This is a genomic window from Microbacterium sp. (assembly GCF_003248605.1).
GTDB lineage: Bacteria > Actinomycetota > Actinomycetes > Actinomycetales > Microbacteriaceae > Microbacterium.
In genome coordinates, this window is the sequence record NZ_QFPF01000046.1 from 1 (window position 1) to 18851 (window position 18851).

The 18851-nt window shown below is 69.6% G+C and carries 13 protein-coding genes; 8 read left to right on the plus strand and 5 right to left on the minus strand.

What is annotated here, in order from left to right; genetic code table 11:
• The first annotated feature begins 30 nt into the window (after positions 1-30).
• Positions 31-903: a ParA family protein gene (locus tag DI573_RS07895; protein WP_292812597.1), complete on the plus strand. Its 873-nt coding sequence runs from the start codon at positions 31-33 to the stop codon at positions 901-903.
• A complete protein-coding gene (locus DI573_RS07900; RefSeq protein ID WP_292812568.1) occupies positions 903-1982 on the plus strand; it encodes a ParB/RepB/Spo0J family partition protein in 1080 nt (359 codons plus the stop codon). The genes DI573_RS07895 and DI573_RS07900 overlap by 1 nt, the downstream gene beginning before the upstream one ends.
• Positions 1983-2061: 79 nt before the next feature.
• On the opposite strand, the gene trxA is transcribed toward DI573_RS07900, so the two are convergent.
• The 4 genes from trxA to DI573_RS07920 form a co-directional block, all read right to left on the minus strand.
• Positions 2062-2385, minus strand: a complete 324-nt coding sequence (gene trxA / locus DI573_RS07905) for a thioredoxin (protein ID WP_292812570.1) — start codon at positions 2383-2385, stop codon at positions 2062-2064.
• Between the two features lie 61 nt (positions 2386-2446).
• On the minus strand, positions 2447-3406 hold the full coding sequence (trxB, locus tag DI573_RS07910) for a thioredoxin-disulfide reductase (RefSeq protein WP_292812572.1): 960 nt from the start codon (positions 3404-3406) through the stop codon (positions 2447-2449).
• Positions 3407-3539: 133 nt separating this feature from the next.
• Positions 3540-5132 carry a murein biosynthesis integral membrane protein MurJ gene (gene murJ / locus DI573_RS07915; protein WP_292812575.1) on the minus strand — a complete coding sequence of 531 codons (1593 nt, stop codon included), beginning with the start codon at positions 5130-5132 and terminating at the stop codon, positions 3540-3542.
• The gene (locus DI573_RS07920) at positions 5125-7371 is read right to left on the minus strand and encodes a DUF6049 family protein (protein WP_292812577.1); all 2247 of its coding nucleotides are present in this window, start codon (positions 7369-7371) and stop codon (positions 5125-5127) included. Before DI573_RS07920 ends, murJ begins: the two co-directional genes overlap by 8 nt.
• A gap of 168 nt (positions 7372-7539) precedes the next feature.
• Between DI573_RS07920 and DI573_RS07925 the strand changes: the two genes are divergently transcribed.
• Positions 7540-9090 (plus strand): methyltransferase, encoded by a 1551-nt coding sequence (locus DI573_RS07925; protein ID WP_292812580.1) that lies wholly within the window; start codon positions 7540-7542, stop codon positions 9088-9090.
• A 23-nt stretch (positions 9091-9113) separates the two neighbouring features.
• Positions 9114-10541 (plus strand): CCA tRNA nucleotidyltransferase, encoded by a 1428-nt coding sequence (locus DI573_RS07930; RefSeq protein WP_292812582.1) that lies wholly within the window; start codon positions 9114-9116, stop codon positions 10539-10541.
• A 183-nt stretch (positions 10542-10724) separates the two neighbouring features.
• On the opposite strand, the gene DI573_RS07935 is transcribed toward DI573_RS07930, so the two are convergent.
• The gene (locus tag DI573_RS07935; protein ID WP_292812585.1) at positions 10725-11759 is read right to left on the minus strand and encodes an NAD(P)-dependent alcohol dehydrogenase; all 1035 of its coding nucleotides are present in this window, start codon (positions 11757-11759) and stop codon (positions 10725-10727) included.
• Between the two features lie 161 nt (positions 11760-11920).
• Between DI573_RS07935 and DI573_RS07940 the strand changes: the two genes are divergently transcribed.
• The 4 genes from DI573_RS07940 to DI573_RS07955 all read left to right on the plus strand — a co-directional run.
• Positions 11921-13246: a GAF domain-containing protein gene (locus tag DI573_RS07940; RefSeq protein WP_292812587.1), complete on the plus strand. Its 1326-nt coding sequence runs from the start codon at positions 11921-11923 to the stop codon at positions 13244-13246.
• 146 nt (positions 13247-13392) lie between these two features.
• On the plus strand, positions 13393-14940 hold the full coding sequence (locus DI573_RS07945; protein WP_292812590.1) for an aldehyde dehydrogenase family protein: 1548 nt from the start codon (positions 13393-13395) through the stop codon (positions 14938-14940).
• Positions 14941-15008: 68 nt separating this feature from the next.
• Entirely contained in the window at positions 15009-15392 is a 384-nt protein-coding gene (locus DI573_RS07950; protein ID WP_292812593.1) for a DUF779 domain-containing protein, read from the plus strand.
• 250 nt (positions 15393-15642) lie between these two features.
• Positions 15643-18851: family 43 glycosylhydrolase (locus DI573_RS07955; RefSeq protein ID WP_292812595.1), on the plus strand; the 3209-nt coding region annotated here is incomplete at its 3' end.

Below are 18851 nucleotides of genomic sequence, written 5' to 3' on the forward strand. Positions count from 1 at the left end.
AACACATGTTTCACGTGGAACAGTCGCTTACTGACGAACAGGCAGGCATATTGGTCGGTTCAAAGCCGTTGGAGTGATGCAAACATGATTACGATAGCAATCGCTAACCAGAAAGGTGGGGTTGGGAAGACCACAACTGCGGTGAACATCGCGGCCGCCCTGGCCGCCATCGGCGCACGAGTGCTCGTCATTGACCTGGATCCTCAGGGCAATGCGTCGACGGCGCTCGGCGTGCCGCACACTGCCGACATCCCGAGTGTGTACGACGTGCTCATCGACGAATTTCCGCTGAGTGACATCGTGCAGGTGAGCCCGGAATCCCCGAATCTGCTGTGTGCGCCGAGCACGATCCACCTCGCGGGCGCCGAGATCGAGCTTGTGTCGCAGGTCGCCCGTGAGCATCGGCTGCGCACAGCACTCGACGATTACCTCGCGGCCAGCGAAGAGCCGGTTCACTTCGTGCTCATCGACTGCCCACCCTCACTCGGGTTGCTGACCATCAACGCGTTCACCGCGGCCGATGAGGTGTTCATTCCGATCCAGTGCGAGTACTACGCCCTCGAGGGACTCAGTCAGCTTCTCGGAAGCGTGCGCATGATCCAGAAGCACCTCAACCCGCCGCTGCACGTGTCGACGATTCTCTTGACCATGTACGACGGACGCACTCGACTCGCGCAACAGGTCGCAGACGAGGTGCGCGAGCACTTCGCAGACCAGGTTCTCCGGACTGTCATTCCACGCTCGGTCCGCGTGTCTGAGGCGCCGAGCTTCGGGCAGACGGTCGTCGCCTACGACGGAGGGTCTGCGGGAGCCGTCGCCTACCGCGAAGCCGCGGTCGAAATCACCCGGCGCGGAGCGGCCGATTCGCCGCGAGACGCCGTGAACCACGAAGGAGCACGCTGATGGCCGCGAAGAGGACCGGGTTGGGCAGGGGTATCGGAGCTCTGATCCCGACGAGCGATGCCGAGTTGCGGCCCGTGGATGTGTTCTTCCCCGGAAGCAAGCGCACTGCGGTCATTGCGTCGTCGGATGAAGGCGCTCCGACGTCGACGCCCGAGGAGACCGGGTCGGTGCTCGATGGTCCGGCCTCCGCGCCCGCCACCCGGGACTCGCACGACACCCTCGACTCCGATTCGGACACACCCGGGGGTGAGATCCTCGTCGAGGTGCCCGGCGCACGACTCGTCCACGTCGACCCGCACGACATCGTTCCCAATCCCCGGCAGCCTCGCTCCAATTTCGACCCCGACGATCTCGCCGAACTCGTCCACAGCGTGCGCGAGTTCGGCGTGCTGCAGCCCGTCGTCGTGCGCCCGCGCAGCGAGGAGACCGGCACCTACGAACTGATCATGGGAGAGCGGCGCACGCGCGCCGCGCGCGAGGCTGGCCTCGACAGCATCCCCGCTGTCGTCCGCGACACGCAGGACGAGCATCTGCTGCGAGATGCCCTGCTCGAGAACCTGCATCGTTCCCAACTCAACCCGCTCGAAGAGGCGTCGGCCTACGAGCAGCTTCTTGCGGACTTCGGAATCACGCAAGAAGAGCTGGCCAGTCGCATCGGCCGCTCACGTCCTCAGATCAGCAACACCATCCGCCTGTTGCGGCTGCCCGTGCCGGTCCAGCAGCGGGTGGCGGCCGGTGTGCTCTCGGCGGGGCACGCGCGGGCGATCCTGTCGCTCGACGACGGCGACGCCATGCAGCGACTGGCCGACAAGATCGTCAACGAAGATCTTTCGGTGCGTGCGGCGGAGGCCGTCGCGAAGGGGCGGGATGCGGGGGGCCGGCGCCTGCCGAAGCCGCAGGCCGGCGCGCGCCGAGGCCATCTCGACGACGTCGCCGAGCGGCTGGGCGACCGCTTCAACACACGCGTGAAGATTTCCCTGACATCACGAAAAGGCCAGGTAATCATAGATTTCGCGAGCGTTCAGGATCTGAACCGCATCCTGTCCGAGATCGGGGAGTCCGCCTACAGCGAGGGATGACCCGCGCACCGAAGCGACGAACGATGAAGGCCCGATCCCCACGCCGGAGTCGGGCCTTCATCGACGAATATGTGAGATCTCAGCCGATGAATGCGGCCAGATCCTGCTCGAGCGCGAACTTCGGCTTGGCGCCGATGATCGTCTGCTTGACCTCGCCGCCCTGGAAGACCTTCATGGCCGGGATCGAGGTGATCTGGTACTTCATGGCCAGGTCGGGATTCTCGTCGACGTTGAGCTTCAGGATCGTGATCTTGTCGGGGTGCTCGGACTGGATCTCGTCGAGGATGGGCGAGACCATGCGGCAGGGGCCGCACCACTCAGCCCAGAAGTCGACGAGGACGGGCCCCTCGGCCTGGAGCACATCCTGCTCCCACGAGTTCGAGGTGGTGGCCTTGGCGGTCATGGTGTCTCCTTGTCTAGGGGTTTCGCTGACGTCAACGCCCGCAGGCGTCGGGTTGTTCCGCTCAGGCAGCTGCCTGGCCTCCGCCGGCGTCGGTCAGCTGCGCGAGGGCGGCCAGGTAGTGCTCGGCGTCGAGGGCCGCGACCGTGCCGCTTGCGGCCGCGGTGGCAGCCTGGCGGTACGTGGGGTCGATGACATCGCCCGCGGCAAAGACGCCCGGAACCGACGTGCGCGAGGAGCGTCCGTCGACGCGGATCGTGCCCTCGGGGGTGAGTTCGAGCTTGTCGTGCACGAGGTGGGTGCGCGGGTCGTTGCCGATCGCGACGAACAGCCCGTCGATCGCGAGGTCGCGGGTCGATCCGTCGACGGTCGAGCGCAGGGTGACTCCCGACACCGCGGCCTCGCCGAGGACGTCAGCGACCTCGCTGTTCCAGACGAACTCGATCTTGTCGTTGGCGAATGCCCGCTCCTGCATGATCTTGGACGCGCGCAGGGTGTCTTTGCGGTGGATGACGTAGACCTTCGAAGCGAACTTGGTCAGGAACGTCGCCTCCTCCATCGCCGAGTCCCCACCGCCGACGACCGCGATGACGCGGTCGCGGAAGAAGAAGCCGTCGCAGGTCGCGCACCACGACACACCGTGGCCGGACAGGCGATCCTCGCCCTCGAGACCGAGCTTGCGGTAGGCGGAGCCCGTGGCGAAGATGATCGACGATGCCTCGTGAGTGGCGCCGCTGCCCAGCACGACGCGCTTGACCGGGCCCTCGACGTCGAGTTCGACGACGTCGTCGTAGAGCACTTCGGCGCCGAAACGCTCGGCCTGCTTCTGCATCTTCTCCATGAGCTCGGGGCCTTGAATGCCCTCGGGGAACCCGGGGAAGTTCTCGACCTCGGTGGTGTTCATCAGCTCGCCGCCGGCCTCGACCGAGCTCGCCACGACGAGCGGCTCGAGATTGGCGCGGGCCGCGTAGATCGCCGCAGTGTAACCGGCGGGCCCGGAGCCGATGATGATGACCTGACGCACGTGTGCTCTCCCTTGCAGTCGTCCTGGAGCGGTGGCATCCAGAGCGTGGAACACATCGTATCCCGCGCACATTCCCCGGCCCCGGCTGCTTCCGATCTGCGAGAAAGGTTCACGCGCCGTTCAGGTGACCCCACTACCGCCGAAGGCGACGGACCACCGAGCCCAGCACGGCGAGCTCCGGTGCGCGCAGCAGCGCGAGCGCGCCGACGTAGACCAGCAGGGAGACGGACCCGATCACCGCGGTGCCGGCGACGCCCGTCCACAGGGACTCCAGCATCCACCCCTGCAGGCCGCCCGCCCAGACGAAGACGCCCCACCCGGCGAGGGCGGCGGGTATCGCCGCGATGCCGAACCGCACGAGCGCGCGCAGCGATCCGGCCATGCCGAGGCGCCCGAGGCGCCGTCGCAGCAGCCACACCGCCACGGCGAGCTGCACGACACCCGCGAGGGACTGCCCGAGCGCGATGCCCGCCGCCAGGCGTTCGAGAGGAAGGATCGCGCCCGCGATCAGCGCGGTGGCGATGACCAGCACGGCCTGCACGAGCGTGAACAGGAAAGGCCTGATCGTGTCGTTGTAGGCGTAGAACGTGCGCTGCACGATGTACAGGATCGACAGCGGGATCAACCCGACGAGGTACGCGCCGAGCACCTGGGCGAAGGGCACCGCATCGGCCGCCGACTCGGTGAAGATGCGCGAGACGGGCAGGGATGCTGCAGCCAGCGCCGCGAGCGCGCCCACCATGAAGAAGCTCAGGCTCGTGACGCTGGCCCCGAGGTCGGCGCGCACGTCGTCGTCGCGCCCCGCGGCCGCGTGCTCGCTGAGCTGGGTGAAGTAGGGGGTGCCGATCGAGACGGCGATGACGGAGTAGGGGAGGATGAAGATGAACCAGGCGTAGTTCATTGCCGCGATCGATGCCCCCGCCTCGGAGGCCTCGGTCACGATGCGGGTCTGCACGAGGCCGGCGATCTGGCCGACGACGACCATGAGGAACGTCCACCAGGCGAGCCGTCCCATGTGCCGCAGGCCCATGCCGCGCCAGGCGAAGTCCGGTCGAACGCGGACGCCGGCACGTCGCCAGAAGAACAGCAGCAGGAGTGCCTGTGCGGCGATGCCGAGTGTGGCGGTGCCGCCCATGAGGGTGATCATCGCGGGGGTCCAGATCTCGACCGCGGTCTGGTGCGGGCCGAACAGCGCGATGAAGGCGCCGAATCCGGCGATCGAGACGACGTTGTTGACGATCGGCGCCCATGTGTACGGACCGAAGACGCGCCGCGCGTTGAGTGTCTCGCCGACGAGGGCGTACAGACCGTAGAAGAACAGCTGCGGGATGCACCAGTAGGCGAAGGCGATCGCGAGGGCGAGCTGGTCGCCTCGGAAGGTCGCGAACAGCTGCACGAGGAGGGGGGCGGCGAGGGTCGCCCCTCCGGTGACGACGACGAGCACGACGGTGCCGAGCGTCAGCAGCTTGGAGATGAAGGCGCCGCCGCCGTCGGCGTGCTTCGCGGCGCGGACGATCTGGGGCACGATCACGCCCGTCAGGATGCCGGTCGAGATGATCGCATAGATGTTGTTGGGCAGCTGGTTCGCGATCGCGAAGGCGTCCGCGACACCGGACCCCACCGATCCGAGGGCGGCCACGAGCACGACCGAGCGCACGAGGCCGGTGATCCGTGAGACGAGGGTGCCCGCGCCGAGGATCGCGCTCGCGCGGCCGAGGCTAGCCACGGGGCGGGTCTCCAGCATGCGGGTCGTCGTTCGCCGGCTCGGATGCGCTCTCCTGCGCCGGTCCCGAGTCGTTGCGTGCCGTGCGCCGGGCGCGGCGGCGACGCAGCACCGTGCGCACGAGGCCCGCACCGAGCAGCAGCACGACGAGCGTGCTGAGCACGACCACGCCGATGCCCTCCCAGTCGGCGCGCACCTGCACCTCGGCGTACCTGGTCGGTCCGATCTGCTGCCCCGACGCACTCTCGAGCCGCAGCTCGATCAGCACCTCGCCGCTGCCGACGCGAGCGCGGACGGGCACCTGCACGGTGGTGTTGACCCCCGGCTGCGACCGCACCGAGGTGGTGCGCTCGACCTCGAGCCGCAGATTGTCGGGAACGGCCTGCAGGTCGACGGTGACCGCCCACGGCAGATCGTTCTGCACGTAGAAGCGCAGGGGCGCCTCGGGGGTGATCAGCTGGATCGTGCTGGGCTGCGGGATGGACACGGCGGTCAGGGTCGCCTCGGACTGCTCCCCGTGCGCGGAGAGCGCCTGCCGCCACGACTCGGGGTCGCCCGGCCACGCGGCGCCGATGAGCTGCAGGATCGCCGTGTGCTCGGGCGCCGTCATCAGCGCGGGGTCGTCGATGATGATCGAGAACTCGTCGAGGCGCTGTTCGGTCGACAGCAGGTTCTGCAGGGCCGCGACGCCCTCGGCGTTCGGCGTGCCGGTGGGGGTCACGTCGGCCGGACCGGCCTGCAGCAGGTCGTCGAGCGAGGCGGGGGCGACACCGGGGGATCCCGCGACCGCGGCGAGCGCGCCCTGCAGTGACGTGCCGCTGAGACTGTCGAGGCGGCCCGTGGTCAGCAGCACGGGACCGGTCGCGTCGGCGGTCAGCAGCGCCAGGTGAGCGGTCAGGGCGGCCAGGGGCGCGGCGCGCGGAACGTCGCCGGTCTGCACCGCGTCACGCAGCGCCGCCGAAGCCGGCTGCTCGTAGACCAGGGTGCGGGCTCCGTCGGCCGTCTGCCCGGCCGCCTGCACGGACGCACGCTCGACGGCACCCGACGAGAGCAGAGTGGCGGATGCTGCCGCCCCCTCCTGCGACGACATCCATGCCGCGATGGTCGCGACCGTCTCTGCTGAAGCCTCTCCCTCCGCGGGCCAGCCGACCGACGCCTGCGCCCCGCTCACCGTCGTCAGCTCGTCGAAATCGGGCAGCTCGACCGGGTTCTGCTCGCCGGGGGACGCCGTCGGCGACGGGGTCGGGCTGGGCGACACGTCCGGCAGGCCGGAGCCTTCGTCCTGATCGGGGTCGTCGGCGGCGAAGTCGTCGGCGTCGACCGCATAGTCGAGGCTGGTCGGTTCGAGCGGTTCGGTCAGGCCCGCGTCGGCCTGCACGGACAGGTCGGCGTCGCCGAACTGCAGGGCGAAGCGCGGGTTGGGCAGGGCGTCGAGGCGCAGCATCCACTCCCGTGCGCTCGCGGGGGCCGAGGTGCCCAGCGCGCGGATCGAGGCGAGGATCGCGGGGTCGACCGCGAGGATGGCGGAGGTGCCGCTGACCCCGTCGACCAGGGCGGTCAGTCGGCCTTCGGTGGAGGTCAGCTCGGTGAGCTCGTCGGCGGTGAGGAGCCCCTGCGAGCGCGGGTCGATCGTGATCGGGACGATCACCCCGATGGAGGCCGCAGCGGGTGTGGCGGCCGGATCCTGCAGCACGATGACGCTTCGCGAGACCAGGCCGCCGGGATAGGTCGCGCGCAACGGATAGACGCCTGGCGCGCGACCCTGCCAGAGGGGCGAGTCGGCTGCGAGCGACACCGCGGCGGCGGCACTGTCTCCGGCCTCGACGGCGGGCAGCACCGGGCGATCGATCACCTGGGTGCCGCCCTCGAGGACGCCCGAGGTCAGCCAGACATCGAGGGCCTCGGTCGAGGCGACCGGCGCGTCGGCGAGTTCGACGGTCGCCGACGCCTCGGGCAGGGTCTCATCGCTCGGATTGTCGACGACGATCGATGCGGCGAGCGGCTGTCCCTGCTGCACGATGCCGCGGGAGAGGGGCACGAGGGTGAGAGTGGGATCGGCGGTTTCGGGGCTCGGGGACGGCGTCGCCTGCAGCGGGGGTGCGACTGCGGCCGCCGACCCGGCCGGCAGGGCGAGCATCAGCAGGATGGCCGCCAGCATCGCGACGAACACCCGCCGCGCGAGCGCACGCAGGGTCGGCGCGGTGGGCGGCGCAACGGCCGAGCGCGAGGGATCGTGCCGCACGCCGGAACCTATGCGGGGTTGCGTCACGGTGGGTCCGGGGGTGAGGGGTCGCGCGATGGGCACCGCACGCTGCGCTCGAGTCTACGGCGCAACCTCTGAACGACCCGGGAGTGCGGCACGGCGCGGCTCGGTCCTGCGCGCTCACGCCTCGCGGGGTTGAATGAGGGGGTGATCCCCGTGCCCGACCCGACGCTCTGCGCAGCGCTCGCCGCCGACCTCGCCGAAGCTTCGTACACCGCCGCGCGCCTACGGGGACTGTGGGGCGTCGCCGCCGACGAGGCATGGGGCCGCGGCCGTACCCTTCCCGCACGCCGCGCGCTCGCCGGATCGCAGGCGCCCGCCGCGACGCTCGCGCGCCTGTTCTGCCTCGGTGAGCCCGTTTCCCGAGACGACGTCGACGCAGCCCTGCCCCGCACCCGAGTCGCAGGGCTGCACGCCCTGGGACTCACGGCGCAGGGCGACGACGGGCTCGTGCACCCGCTGGCATCGGTGCGTCCGCAGGCCTATGTCGACGATCAGGGCGCGGGCGAGTGGTGGGTGGCCAGCGACCTCGACGAGAGCGTCCTGCGTGGGCCGCTGCCGGAGGATCATGTGCTCGGCGTCGGCGGCGCGTCGATGACCCTCGCGGGACTCCAGCTGCCGACCCCCGCGGCACGGGTGCTCGATGTGGGGACGGGATGCGGCATCCAGGCCCTGCGCGCTCGCCGGGTCGCCGACCTGGTCGTCGCGACCGACATCTCGGAGGGTGCGCTGCGCTTCACCCGGATGAACGCGCTGATCAACGGGATCTCAGGAATCGACACGCGCGCCGGGAGCCTGTTCGCGCCCGTCGCCGGCGAGGTGTTCGATCGCATCGTGTCGAACCCGCCGTTCGTCATCACACCGCGGCGGGAGGGCGTGCCCGCGTACGAGTACCGCGACGGGGGGCTGGTCGGAGACGCGCTCGTCGAGGCCTTCGTGCGCGGTGCGGGTGCGCACCTCGTCGAAGGCGGCACGGCGCAGCTGCTCGGCAACTGGGAGTACCGCGACGGGTCCCATGGCGACGGACTCGAGCGCGTGCGGGCGTGGGTGCAGGCGAGCGGCGTCCCGCTCGACGCGTGGGTCATCGAACGCGAGCGCCTCGATCCGATCGCCTACGCCGAGCTCTGGATCCGCGACGGCGGCACCGTCGCAGGCTCGGACGCCTACGACGAGCTGCTCGGCGCGTGGCTCGATGACTTCGCCCACCGCGGCGTGCGTGAGGTGGGCTTCGGCTACGTGCTGCTCCGGCGGCGCAGGCCCGGGATGCCGGCGCTCGCCCGTTACGAACGTGTCGCGACCGCGGTGTCCGAGGGTTCGCTGGGCGCGCATCTCGCCGCGTGTCTCGAGGCGCACGACCGACAGGTCGTGCTCGACGACGCCGAGCTGGCGGCATCCACCCTGCGGGTCTCGCCCGACGTCACCGAGGCCCGCCATCTGGTGCCGGGGGCACCCGACCCGAGTGTCATCGAGCTGCGTCAGGGCGGCGGATTCGGGCGCACGCTCTCGGTCGATCCGGCGCTCGCGGGAGTGGTCGGCGCATGCGACGGCGACCTGCCGCTGGGCGCGCTGATCGACGCGGTCGCCGACCTGCTCGAGGTCGAGGCGGGGATGCTGCGCGCCGATCTGCTGCCGAGGGTGCGCGGCCTGATCGACGACGGGATGCTGGAGCTCGCCGACGCCGAGGGCGCGGGCGGGTGAGTGCTCGTCGGTAGGCTGGGGGCATGGTGAGCATGGCCGAGGGCCTCGGCCGTCTCGGTGAGCTGGCGGCGTCCCCCATCGTCGCGAAGCTGGCGGACGCCTTCGCCGACGCGGGATTCGAGCTGGCCGTCGTCGGCGGACCCGTGCGCGATGCCCTGCTCGGCCGCGTCACCAACGATCTCGACTTCACGACGAACGCGTTGCCCGACGACATCCTGCGCATCGTCACCCCCCTGAGCACGGCACAGTGGGACGTCGGTCGCGCGTTCGGAACGATCGGCGCGCGGGTGCGCGGCGAGCAGGTCGAGATCACGACATACCGCGCCGATGCGTACGACGGCGAGACGCGCAAGCCGCTCGTGAAGTTCGGCGACACCCTCGAGGGCGACCTCGTGCGACGCGACTTCACGGTCAACGCGATGGCTCTGCGCGTGCCCGGTCCCCAGCTGATCGATCCCACGGGCGGCGTCGAAGACCTTCTCGCTGGGGTGCTCCGCACACCGACCGAGCCCGCGGTCAGTTTCGGCGACGACCCGCTGCGCATGCTGCGGGCGGCGCGTTTCGCCGCGCAGCTCGGCTTCAGCGTCGACGCCTCGGTCGCCGAGGCCATGGGCGCACTGCGCGAGAGTCTGTCGATCGTCAGCCCCGAGCGCATCCAGGGTGAGCTCGTGCGGCTGCTGCAGTGCGATGATCCCGATCCGGGGCTGCGGCTTCTCGTCGACACGGGGTTGGCCGAGCAGTTCCTTCCCGAAGTGCCGTCGCTGCGGCTCGAGGTCGACGAACACCACCACCACAAGGACGTCTACGAGCACTCGCTCACGGTGCTGCGTCAGGCGATCGCGCTCGAGCGCGAACGGCGCCCGGGCGAGGCGCCCGACGTCGCACTGCGGCTCGCGGCGCTGCTGCACGACATCGGCAAGCCCGCGACCCGCAAGCTCGAACCGCGCGGGGGCGTGACCTTCCACCACCACGACGCCGTGGGGGCCCGGCTCGCGCGCAAACGGCTGCAGGCTCTGCGCTTCGACACCGACACGATCGGGGCCGTGACGCAGCTGATCGACCAGCACCTGCGCTTCTTCGGCTATGCCGAGGGAGCGTGGACCGATTCGGCCGTGCGTCGGTACGTGCGGGATGCCGGAGCCCAGCTCGAGCGCCTGCACATCCTCACCCGCGCCGATGTCACCACGCGCAACGCCCGCAAGGCCGCGCGGCTGCGCGCGGCCTACGACGACATCGAGCGCCGCATCGCCGACCTCGCCGAGCAGGAGCAGCTCGACGCGATGCGACCGGCGCTGGATGGCAACCGCATTCAGGAGGTGCTGGGTCTTCGTCCCGGTCCCGACGTGGGCCGTGCCTATCGATTCCTGCTCGATCTGCGGCTCGACGAGGGTGTGCTCGATGAGGCCGAGGCCGAGCGCCGCCTGCGCGACTGGTGGGCCGAGCAGGGCTGAGCCTTCGCGCGGGGGATGCGGCGCAGCATCCTGCATGCTCGGTGTCGCGCGCCGGGGGCGTGTCCCGCGCCGGGTGTCCCCGATCTCGGCGTTGGGGCGTCGGGGCTGCGTTGGGGCGCGGAGCAGCACGCCCCAACGTGATTCCGACGCCCCAACGGCAGGGGCGGCAGCGACCGGCGCGGATCAGGGCACGACGACCGCGCGACCCCGGACGGTGCCCTTGTGCAGCTTCGCGTAGGCCTCGACGGCGTCATCGATGCCGTAGCGCTCGACGTGCACATCGACGCCACCCGAGCGCGCGAGATCGAGCACCTCGCGCAACTCGCTGCGGCTGCCCCAGTACGGCGCGCGCACAGCTGCACCCATGGGTGTCGCGAAGAAGCCGGCCTGCATCGTGCCGCCGCCGATGCCGACGATGTGCACGACCCCGTCGATCGCGACAGCGGCCTTCGCGGTGTCGATCGTCGGCTGCGCGCCCACGAAGTCGAAGACCGTCTCGGCGCCGAGGCCACCCGTGAGCTTCTTGATCTCGTCGGCGGTGTCGGGCCCCGAGATGAGCGTGTGGTGCGCGCCGACCTCTTTCGCGAGCGCCAGCTTCTCCTCATTCAGATCGACCGCGATGACCGTCACCGCGGAGATCGCGCGCAGGATCTGGATGCCGACGTGTCCGAGTCCGCCCGCGCCGATGACCACCGCGGTGGCACCCGGATACAGCTTGTGCTGGGCGGAGCGGATCGCGTGGTACGGGGTGAGTCCGGCATCCGTCAGCGAGACCGTCTCGACCGGATCGAGGTCACCGAGCGGCACGAGATGGCGCGCATCGTCGACGATGACGTATTCGGCCATCGCGCCCGGCGTTCCGAGTCCGGGCGGGGTGATGCCGAGCTCCGCGGCGTGCGGGCAATAGTTCTCGCGACCCTGAGAACAGGCGTGGCACTGACCGCATCCCCACGGTCCGTAGATCGCGTACGACCCGCCGAGTTCGACGCCCTCGACGCCGTCACCGAGCTTGTCGACGATGCCGGCACCCTCGTGACCGAGAGTGAGAGGCAGACCGTAGCTGTACTGGTCGGCAGGAAGATCCATGACGAACCAGTCGGAGTGGCAGAGGCCGGCAGCGGTCACTTTGAGTCGGATCTGGCCCGGTCCGGGTTCGGGGGTCTCGATCTCGACGACTTCGGGGCCCTTGCCGATCTCGCGGTACTGCACAGCCTTCATGGCGTTCTCTCCTTCGGTAGCGGTATCTCCAGCCTCCTCGATCCTTCCACCGGACGCGGGGGTTGCGCCCGTGCAAAATCCCGCGAGGGACCCCACGCTCCGACGGCGACCTACACTGGTCGCACACGCGCACGCGCTCCACCGATGACGATCGGAGCCCCATGACGTCGCCCTGGTCACCCCGCCGGGATGTCTCGCCCGAGACCTCACGCATGCTCATCGAGCGCGCCCACGACGAGTTCGTGCAGGGCAATCCCGCCGATCCGCGACTCCTCGACGTGCGCCCCCTTGTGCGCGAGTCCTGGCGACGATCGCTCGCGGTGCTCGTCGGAGCCGAGGTGCCCCCTCCGCTCGACCTGTCCGCGGCCGACCTCGAGGAGTACCGGCGAACGCACCCGCTCGCCGGGGTGCTCGAGATGATCCGCGCGCTGCTGCTTCCGGGCGACGTCGCCGACGCCGGTGTGGCCGTCGCCGTCGGCGACGCGGCCGGACGGCTGCTCTGGGTCGAGGGCGACCGCCACGTGCGCGCACTCACGGGAGAGATGGGATTCGTCGCCGGCGCCAACTGGTCGGAGGCGGCCGTCGGGACGGCGGCACCCGGCACCGCGCTCACCCTGGATCGCTCCGTGCAGATCCGCGGCGCGGAGCACTACAACCGGCTGGTCCAGCCCTGGAGCTGTACCGCCGCCCCCGTGCACGACCCCGAGACCCGGCGCATCGTCGGCGTCATCGATGTGACGGGCGGCGCGAGCGCCGTGACCCCGCAGGCACAGCTGCTCGTGGATGCCACGGCCCGGGCGGTGGAGGGCGAGCTGCTCGTCGCACGGCTGCGGGCGCGTGCGGAGCGGCCGTCCCCCGCCCGCGCGCGGTCGCGGCCGTCAACTCGAGCGATGCGATCGATGTTGCGCGTGCTGGGACGTGATCGGGCGCTGCTCGAGGTTGCGACCGAGGGCGGCGACACCGTCATCGAGCTCACTGCCCGGCATGCCGAGATCCTGCTCGTGCTGGCGACCCATCGCCAGGGTCTTTCCGCCGAGACCCTCGCCGAGCTGGTCTACGGACCGGATGCCGCCCCCGAGACGCTGCGCGCCGAGATGGTGCGGCTGCGTAAGGTCCTGGAGCGCACCGCACCGCACCTCGTGCCGGCATCCCGCCCGTATCGCCTCGCCGCCGAGCTCGAGACCGACGCGCAGCACGTGCTGTCGTTGCTGGATCGCGGGGCCCACCGTGTGGCGCTCGCCGCCTATCGCGGCGCCGTGCTGCCGGACTCGGTGGCACCGGGTGTCGAAGAGGTGCGCGAGGGCGCGCGTCTCGCGCTGCGCGAGGCTCTTATGGCCGAGGCGAGCGCCGAGGTGCTGCTCGGATACGCCGACACCGAGGATGCCGCTGAAGACGTCGAGGTGCTGCGACTGTGCCTGAGTCTGCTGCCGCAGCGCTCTCCGCGACGTGCCGGACTGGTCGCCCGGCTCACTCGCCTCGAGGGGTGAGCCGGGCCGCGTCAGCGGCGTGATACCGACAGCGGTGGATGCCGGGGCACGGCCTCGCAACCCGATGCAACGTCGCGCGGCCTAGCGTCGACGCACACGTCCCGGCGGGCACGCCGGGCACTCATGACACGTCGAAGGAGACAGACATGACCATCGTCGAAGAGGGCGTCTCGAGCGTCTACGCCGCCCCCGGCCAGCGCGGGGCGCTCGCCGAGTACCGCTCCCGCTACGGCCACTACATCGGTGGGGAGTTCGTCGACCCCGTCAAGGGCGAGTACTTCGAGAACATCTCCCCGGTCACCGGCAAGCCGTTCTGCGAAGTGGGGCGCGGCACCGCCGAAGACATCGATCGAGCGGTGGATGTCGCCTGGAAGGCGTTCGCGTCATGGGGCAAGACGAGTCCTGCCGAGCGCGCCAACATTCTCAACAAGATCGCCGACCGCATCGAGGCGAACCTCGAGAAGATCGCCGTCGCCGAGACCTGGGAGAACGGCAAGCCGATCCGCGAGACACTGGCCGCCGACATCCCCCTCGCGGTCGATCACTTCCGCTACTTCGCCGGCGTGCTGCGGGCGCAGGAGGGCTCGCTCAGCCAGCTCGACGAGGACACCGTGGCCTACCACTTCCACGAGCCGCTCGGTGTGGTCGGTCAGATCATCCCGTGGAACTTCCCCATCCTCATGGCGACGTGGAAGCTCGCCCCCGCCCTCGCCGCCGGGAACTGCGTCGTGCTGAAGCCTGCCGAGCAGACCCCGGCATCCCTGCTGTTCCTCTTCGACATCATCGGCGACCTGCTGCCGGCGGGTGTCGTGAACATCGTCAACGGGTTCGGGATCGAGGCGGGCGCGCCTCTCGCGCAGCACAAGCGCATCCGCAAGGTCGCCTTCACGGGCGAGACGACCACCGGTCGCCTGATCATGCAGTACGCGTCGCAGAACCTCATCCCCGTGACCCTCGAGCTCGGCGGCAAGAGCGCGAACGTCTTCTTCGAGGATGTCGCACGGGCCAAGGACGACTATTACGACAAGGCGCTCGAGGGTTTCACGTTCTTCGCGCTCAACCAGGGCGAGGTCTGCACGTGTCCGTCGCGGGCGCTCATCCAGCGCTCCATCTACGACGGATTCCTCGGCGACGCGCTCGAGCGGGTCGGCAAGATCGTGCAGGGCAATCCGCTCGACCCCGCGACGATGATCGGTGCCCAGGCATCGAACGACCAGCTCGAGAAGATCCTCTCGTACATCCAGATCGGCACGGAGGGCGGCGCGAAGCTACTGACCGGCGGCGAGCGGGTGGACCTCGGCGGCGATCTGGCCGAGGGGTATTACGTGGCCCCCACCGTGTTCGAGGGAACGAACGACATGCGCATCTTCCAGGAGGAGATCTTCGGGCCGGTGGTCTCGGTCACCTCCTTCGACGGATTCGACGACGCCATGTCGATCGCCAACGACACCCTGTACGGCCTCGGCGCGGGCGTCTGGAGTCGCAACGGCGACACCGCATATCGCGCCGGACGCGGCCTCGAGGCCGGGCGCGTGTGGACGAACACGTACCACCAGTACCCGGCGCACGCGGCGTTCGGCGGGTACAAGCAGTCGGGCATCGGACGGGAGAACCACCTCAAGATGCTCGATCACTACCAGCAGACCAAGAACCTGCTCGTGTCGTACGCCGAAGGGCCCATGGGCTTCTTCTGAACCGACGCCCCGGGGCGGGTGCCTCTTTCCCCCGGGCACCCGCCCCGAACCCACGAAGGAGGACCTCCATGACCGAACGCGTCGCGGTGACCGCGGCGGCAGCATCCCTGCTTCGGGAGTTGACCGCCCAGCACGGGCCGCTGATGTTCCACCAGTCGGGTGGGTGCTGCGACGGCAGTGCCCCCATGTGCTACCCCGTCGGCATGTTCGTCACGGGACCCTCGGACGTGCTGCTCGGCACGATCGACGCCGGCGTGGACGATCCGATCGAGGTGTACATGTCGATGTCGCAGTTCGAGTACTGGAAGTACACGCACCTGACCATCGACGTCGTACCGGGTCGCGGTGCGGGCTTCAGTGTCGAAGGGCCGACCGGGATGCGGTTCCTCATCCGCTCGCGGATGCTCACCGAGCACGAGCTCGAGGATCTGGCCCTCATGCCGTCCGAGTGATCACGGTCGACTCGCGACAAAAACTCCTTTCCGTCGGACTCTTGACGGAAAAATCCCTTCTCCCTTTGATGGAACGAACGACGCGCCGGCCACTCTCGGATGATCGGAAGCGTCGATGCAGGACGGGCGCATCGGGCGCTCGTCGCTGTTCGCGACGCATGCCCCGCATGTGTCGTCGTCGTGCGTGCGCGCGACGCTTCGATGGAGAAGGAGACGCACTTCGATGCGATGGAGATCCGTTCGTCCCCCGATGATCGCCGCATTGGCGGCGGCATTGCTGATCGGTTCGAGCCTGCCCGCGGCGGCCGCCCCACCGCCTGCGACACCGGCGCCACCCGAGCCCCCGGCGAGCGCCGGCTCGACCTACACCAACCCCGTCAGCGCGGGCACGGTCGACACATTTCCCGACCCGGCCGTGATCCGCGGCAAAGACGGGTCGTGGTACGCGTACGGGACGACGAACCCGATCTTCCAGTCCCAGGGTGAGACCGGCGAGCACATCCTGCCCGTCCTCCGCTCCGACGACATGGTGTCGTGGGACTACGCGGGCGATGTCTACCCCGCCGACGCCGCCCTACCGGGGTACTGGGCAGCGAACACGCGCCCGTGGGCACCCGACATCCGGTACATCGACGGCCTCTACCACCTCACCTACTCCCTCTCCAACGGAGGCGTGGCACTGCTGACGGCGCAGACGCCCGTCGGGCCGTGGACCGATCGCGGTCTGCTCGTGGGCGGCGCTCCCGTCGCGGGGTGCCCCACGGGAAACATCGATCAGGCGATGTTCACCGACACCGACGGCACCCACTACTTCTACTGGGGTAGTTATGACGTCATCTGCGTGTCGAAGATGAATGCCGACGCCACCGCGCTCGAGGGCGAGGTCACCCAGATCGCCCAGGGCAGGCGTATGGAGGGCGGCTTCGTGGTGCGCCGCGACGGCTACTACTACCTGATGTACTCCGACGCGGGATGCTGCGACGGAGCCTTCAGTGGCTACACGGTCAAGGTCGGGCGCGGCGACAGCCCGACCGGACCCTTCGTCGACGACGAGGGCATCGATCTCATGGCGCTCTCGTCGAAGGCCGGCTTCGTGCTCACCTCGAACGGCAACGGATTCGCCGGTCCCGGCCACAACGCGATCCAGACCGACCTGTCGGGACAGGACTGGCTCGTCTACCACGCGATCCCCACCGACGACCCGGACTTCGCACCGGTCGACACCCGCAACGGCCGGCTCACGCTCTCCAAGCGCCCGCTCATGATCGACAGGCTCGATTGGATCGACGGTTGGCCCGTCGTCCGCGCCGGCGCCGGTCCCTCGAACGGTGCGGAGCCCGCCCCGGTGACCTCGGGTCAGGTCGGCACGTCGTTCGCCGACGGGCTGGACGGCTGGAAACGCTCGGGTCAGGTCGAGCTGGCGGATGACGTGGACGCCGGCGCCCACGCGCGCCTCGCCGAAGCGACGGGCACCAGGCCCGGAGGTCCGGGCAAGCCCGGCAAGACAGCATCCACCTCGCTCTCGAGCACGACCCAGGTCCGCGGCGACCAGCGCGTGCAGGCCGACCTGCGTCTCGCCGCGGGCGACTCCGGAGCCGTCGGGCTCGTGGCCGGCGAACGGGGGGTCAACGGCGTGACGGCGTGGATTGATCGCGCCGCCGGAGAGCTGCGGCTCGAGGCGGTGCACGGCAGCCGTGTGACGGAGGGATCGGCACCGCTGCCCGCCGGATTCTCGTACGAGACCTGGCACACCGTCGTCATCGAGTGGCGCGGCGACCGGCTTCACGCCGAAGTGTCGGCAGACAACCTGCGCGATGCGCTGGCCGAGGTCTCTCTCGACGTGCCGAAGCAGGTGACGTCGCACGGCACCGTGGGTGCGGTCGCCGTGGGTTCTGCCGCCGACGCCGACAACATCAGCGTCGCCGCCCTGCACCAACCGGTGACCGAGCGGGTCGCCGATCCGCAGCCGGGCGGGCTCCTCGAGGACTACTCGGACGAGTTCGACGTGCAGGGAGCGCCCGAGGCGGGCGACGACGCGTGGAGCTGGGTGCGCCGCCCCGCGTCGGCACCCGCTGTCACGGACGGGTCGCTCGTGTGGCCCACCCAGGGATCGGAACTGCATCTCGCGAACAACACCGCCCCGGTGCTGCTGCGCGACGCTCCGAGGGAGGACTTCATCGTCGAGACGAAGCTCACCTTCGATGCGACCCGCGCGGCGCAGCAGGCGGGCATCGTGCTCTACGAGACCGATGACCGATACCTCAAGCTCATGCACTCGGTGCTGCCCCTCAATCGCAAGGGGGAGTTCTTGCACAAGACGGAGTTCGGAAAGGAGATGGAGCGACCCACGACGACACCGCCCACCGCGGTCGCGAACGGTCCGATGTTCGGGGCGGCGCCCGCCGAGACGACATGGCTGCGGCTGTACGCGCAGCTCGACGCCGACAACGGCGAGTGGGACGTAAGGATGGCCTCCAGCACCGATGGTGAGAACTGGCAGTGGGGTGGCGTGTGGTCGATGGCCACACGGGGTGACCTGCGTATCGGCCTGGTGTCGATGAACGCCGCGGGAGCGACGGCGGAGTTCGACTACGTGCGCACCTACGCCATGGGAGGGGATGCGCGCGCATTCCCGGCCAGCTGGCCGATCCCGATGTCGTACGGCGCGGCGGACGGGCGCAGCGAATTGATGCCCCGCGACGACAACTCGATGCTCCTGGATCTCGAACTGCGTCCGCAGGACGAGGAGCTCGGTCGGGTGTGGATGCGCGACACCTACGTCAACACCTTCGAGGTCGAGGGCGAGACCCTCTACGTCGCGACGGGCACGACGCGGGCCGAAGGGCTCGACAAGGCGGCCCCGTGGAACGACGGCATCTACGTGTGGATCGCGCGATCGCTGGAGGGACCGTGGGACCTCGTGGACACGACGGGCCTCCGTCCCGATCAGCCCAAGGGCAAAGTCTGGTCGCCGGAGTTCATCGGGGAGAACACCCCGGGGCGCACCGTCGTGACCGACTGGCAGGCCTACAAGAATCCCGACGATCCGGCCACGAAGGCGGGTAACGCGTGGGCTCCCGAGCTGCACTACATCGACGGGACCTGGTACCTCGTCGCCTGCATGGGAGACCAGAGCACCCTCACGGGGTCGTTCATCCTGGCCAGCGAAGGCGGACCCGAAGGGCCCTATCGCAACATCGAGGCGAACATCGATCATCCGCTGGGTGAGCCCGTGCGCGCGGCGAACCCGCAGTACTACCACATCGACGGCGGGCTCTTCGATGACGGCGACAAGACCTATCTGGTGCTGCACAACGACCTCTACTCGGAGATGACTCCGGATATGGAGAACCTCGTCACGCCGACGGATCTGCCGACCTTCACGCAGCGCAAGTACGCGCCCGAGCCCTATCTCGAGGGGGCGACGGTGACCAAGGTGGGCGAGAAGTACTACCTGAT

Bases quoted from the DNA above. Each gene is read 5' to 3' on its own strand.
- DI573_RS07900 (WP_292812568.1), top strand. From the start codon at position 903: ATGGCCGCGAAGAGGACCGGGTTGGGCAGGGGTATCGGAGCTCTGATC.
- trxA (WP_292812570.1), bottom strand. From the start codon at position 2,385: ATGACCGCCAAGGCCACCACCTCGAACTCGTGGGAGCAGGATGTGCTC.
- DI573_RS07930 (WP_292812582.1), top strand. From the start codon at position 9,114: ATGGTGAGCATGGCCGAGGGCCTCGGCCGTCTCGGTGAGCTGGCGGCG.
- DI573_RS07935 (WP_292812585.1), bottom strand. From the start codon at position 11,759: ATGAAGGCTGTGCAGTACCGCGAGATCGGCAAGGGCCCCGAAGTCGTC.
- DI573_RS07940 (WP_292812587.1), top strand. From the start codon at position 11,921: ATGACGTCGCCCTGGTCACCCCGCCGGGATGTCTCGCCCGAGACCTCA.
- DI573_RS07945 (WP_292812590.1), top strand. From the start codon at position 13,393: ATGACCATCGTCGAAGAGGGCGTCTCGAGCGTCTACGCCGCCCCCGGC.
- DI573_RS07950 (WP_292812593.1), top strand. From the start codon at position 15,009: ATGACCGAACGCGTCGCGGTGACCGCGGCGGCAGCATCCCTGCTTCGG.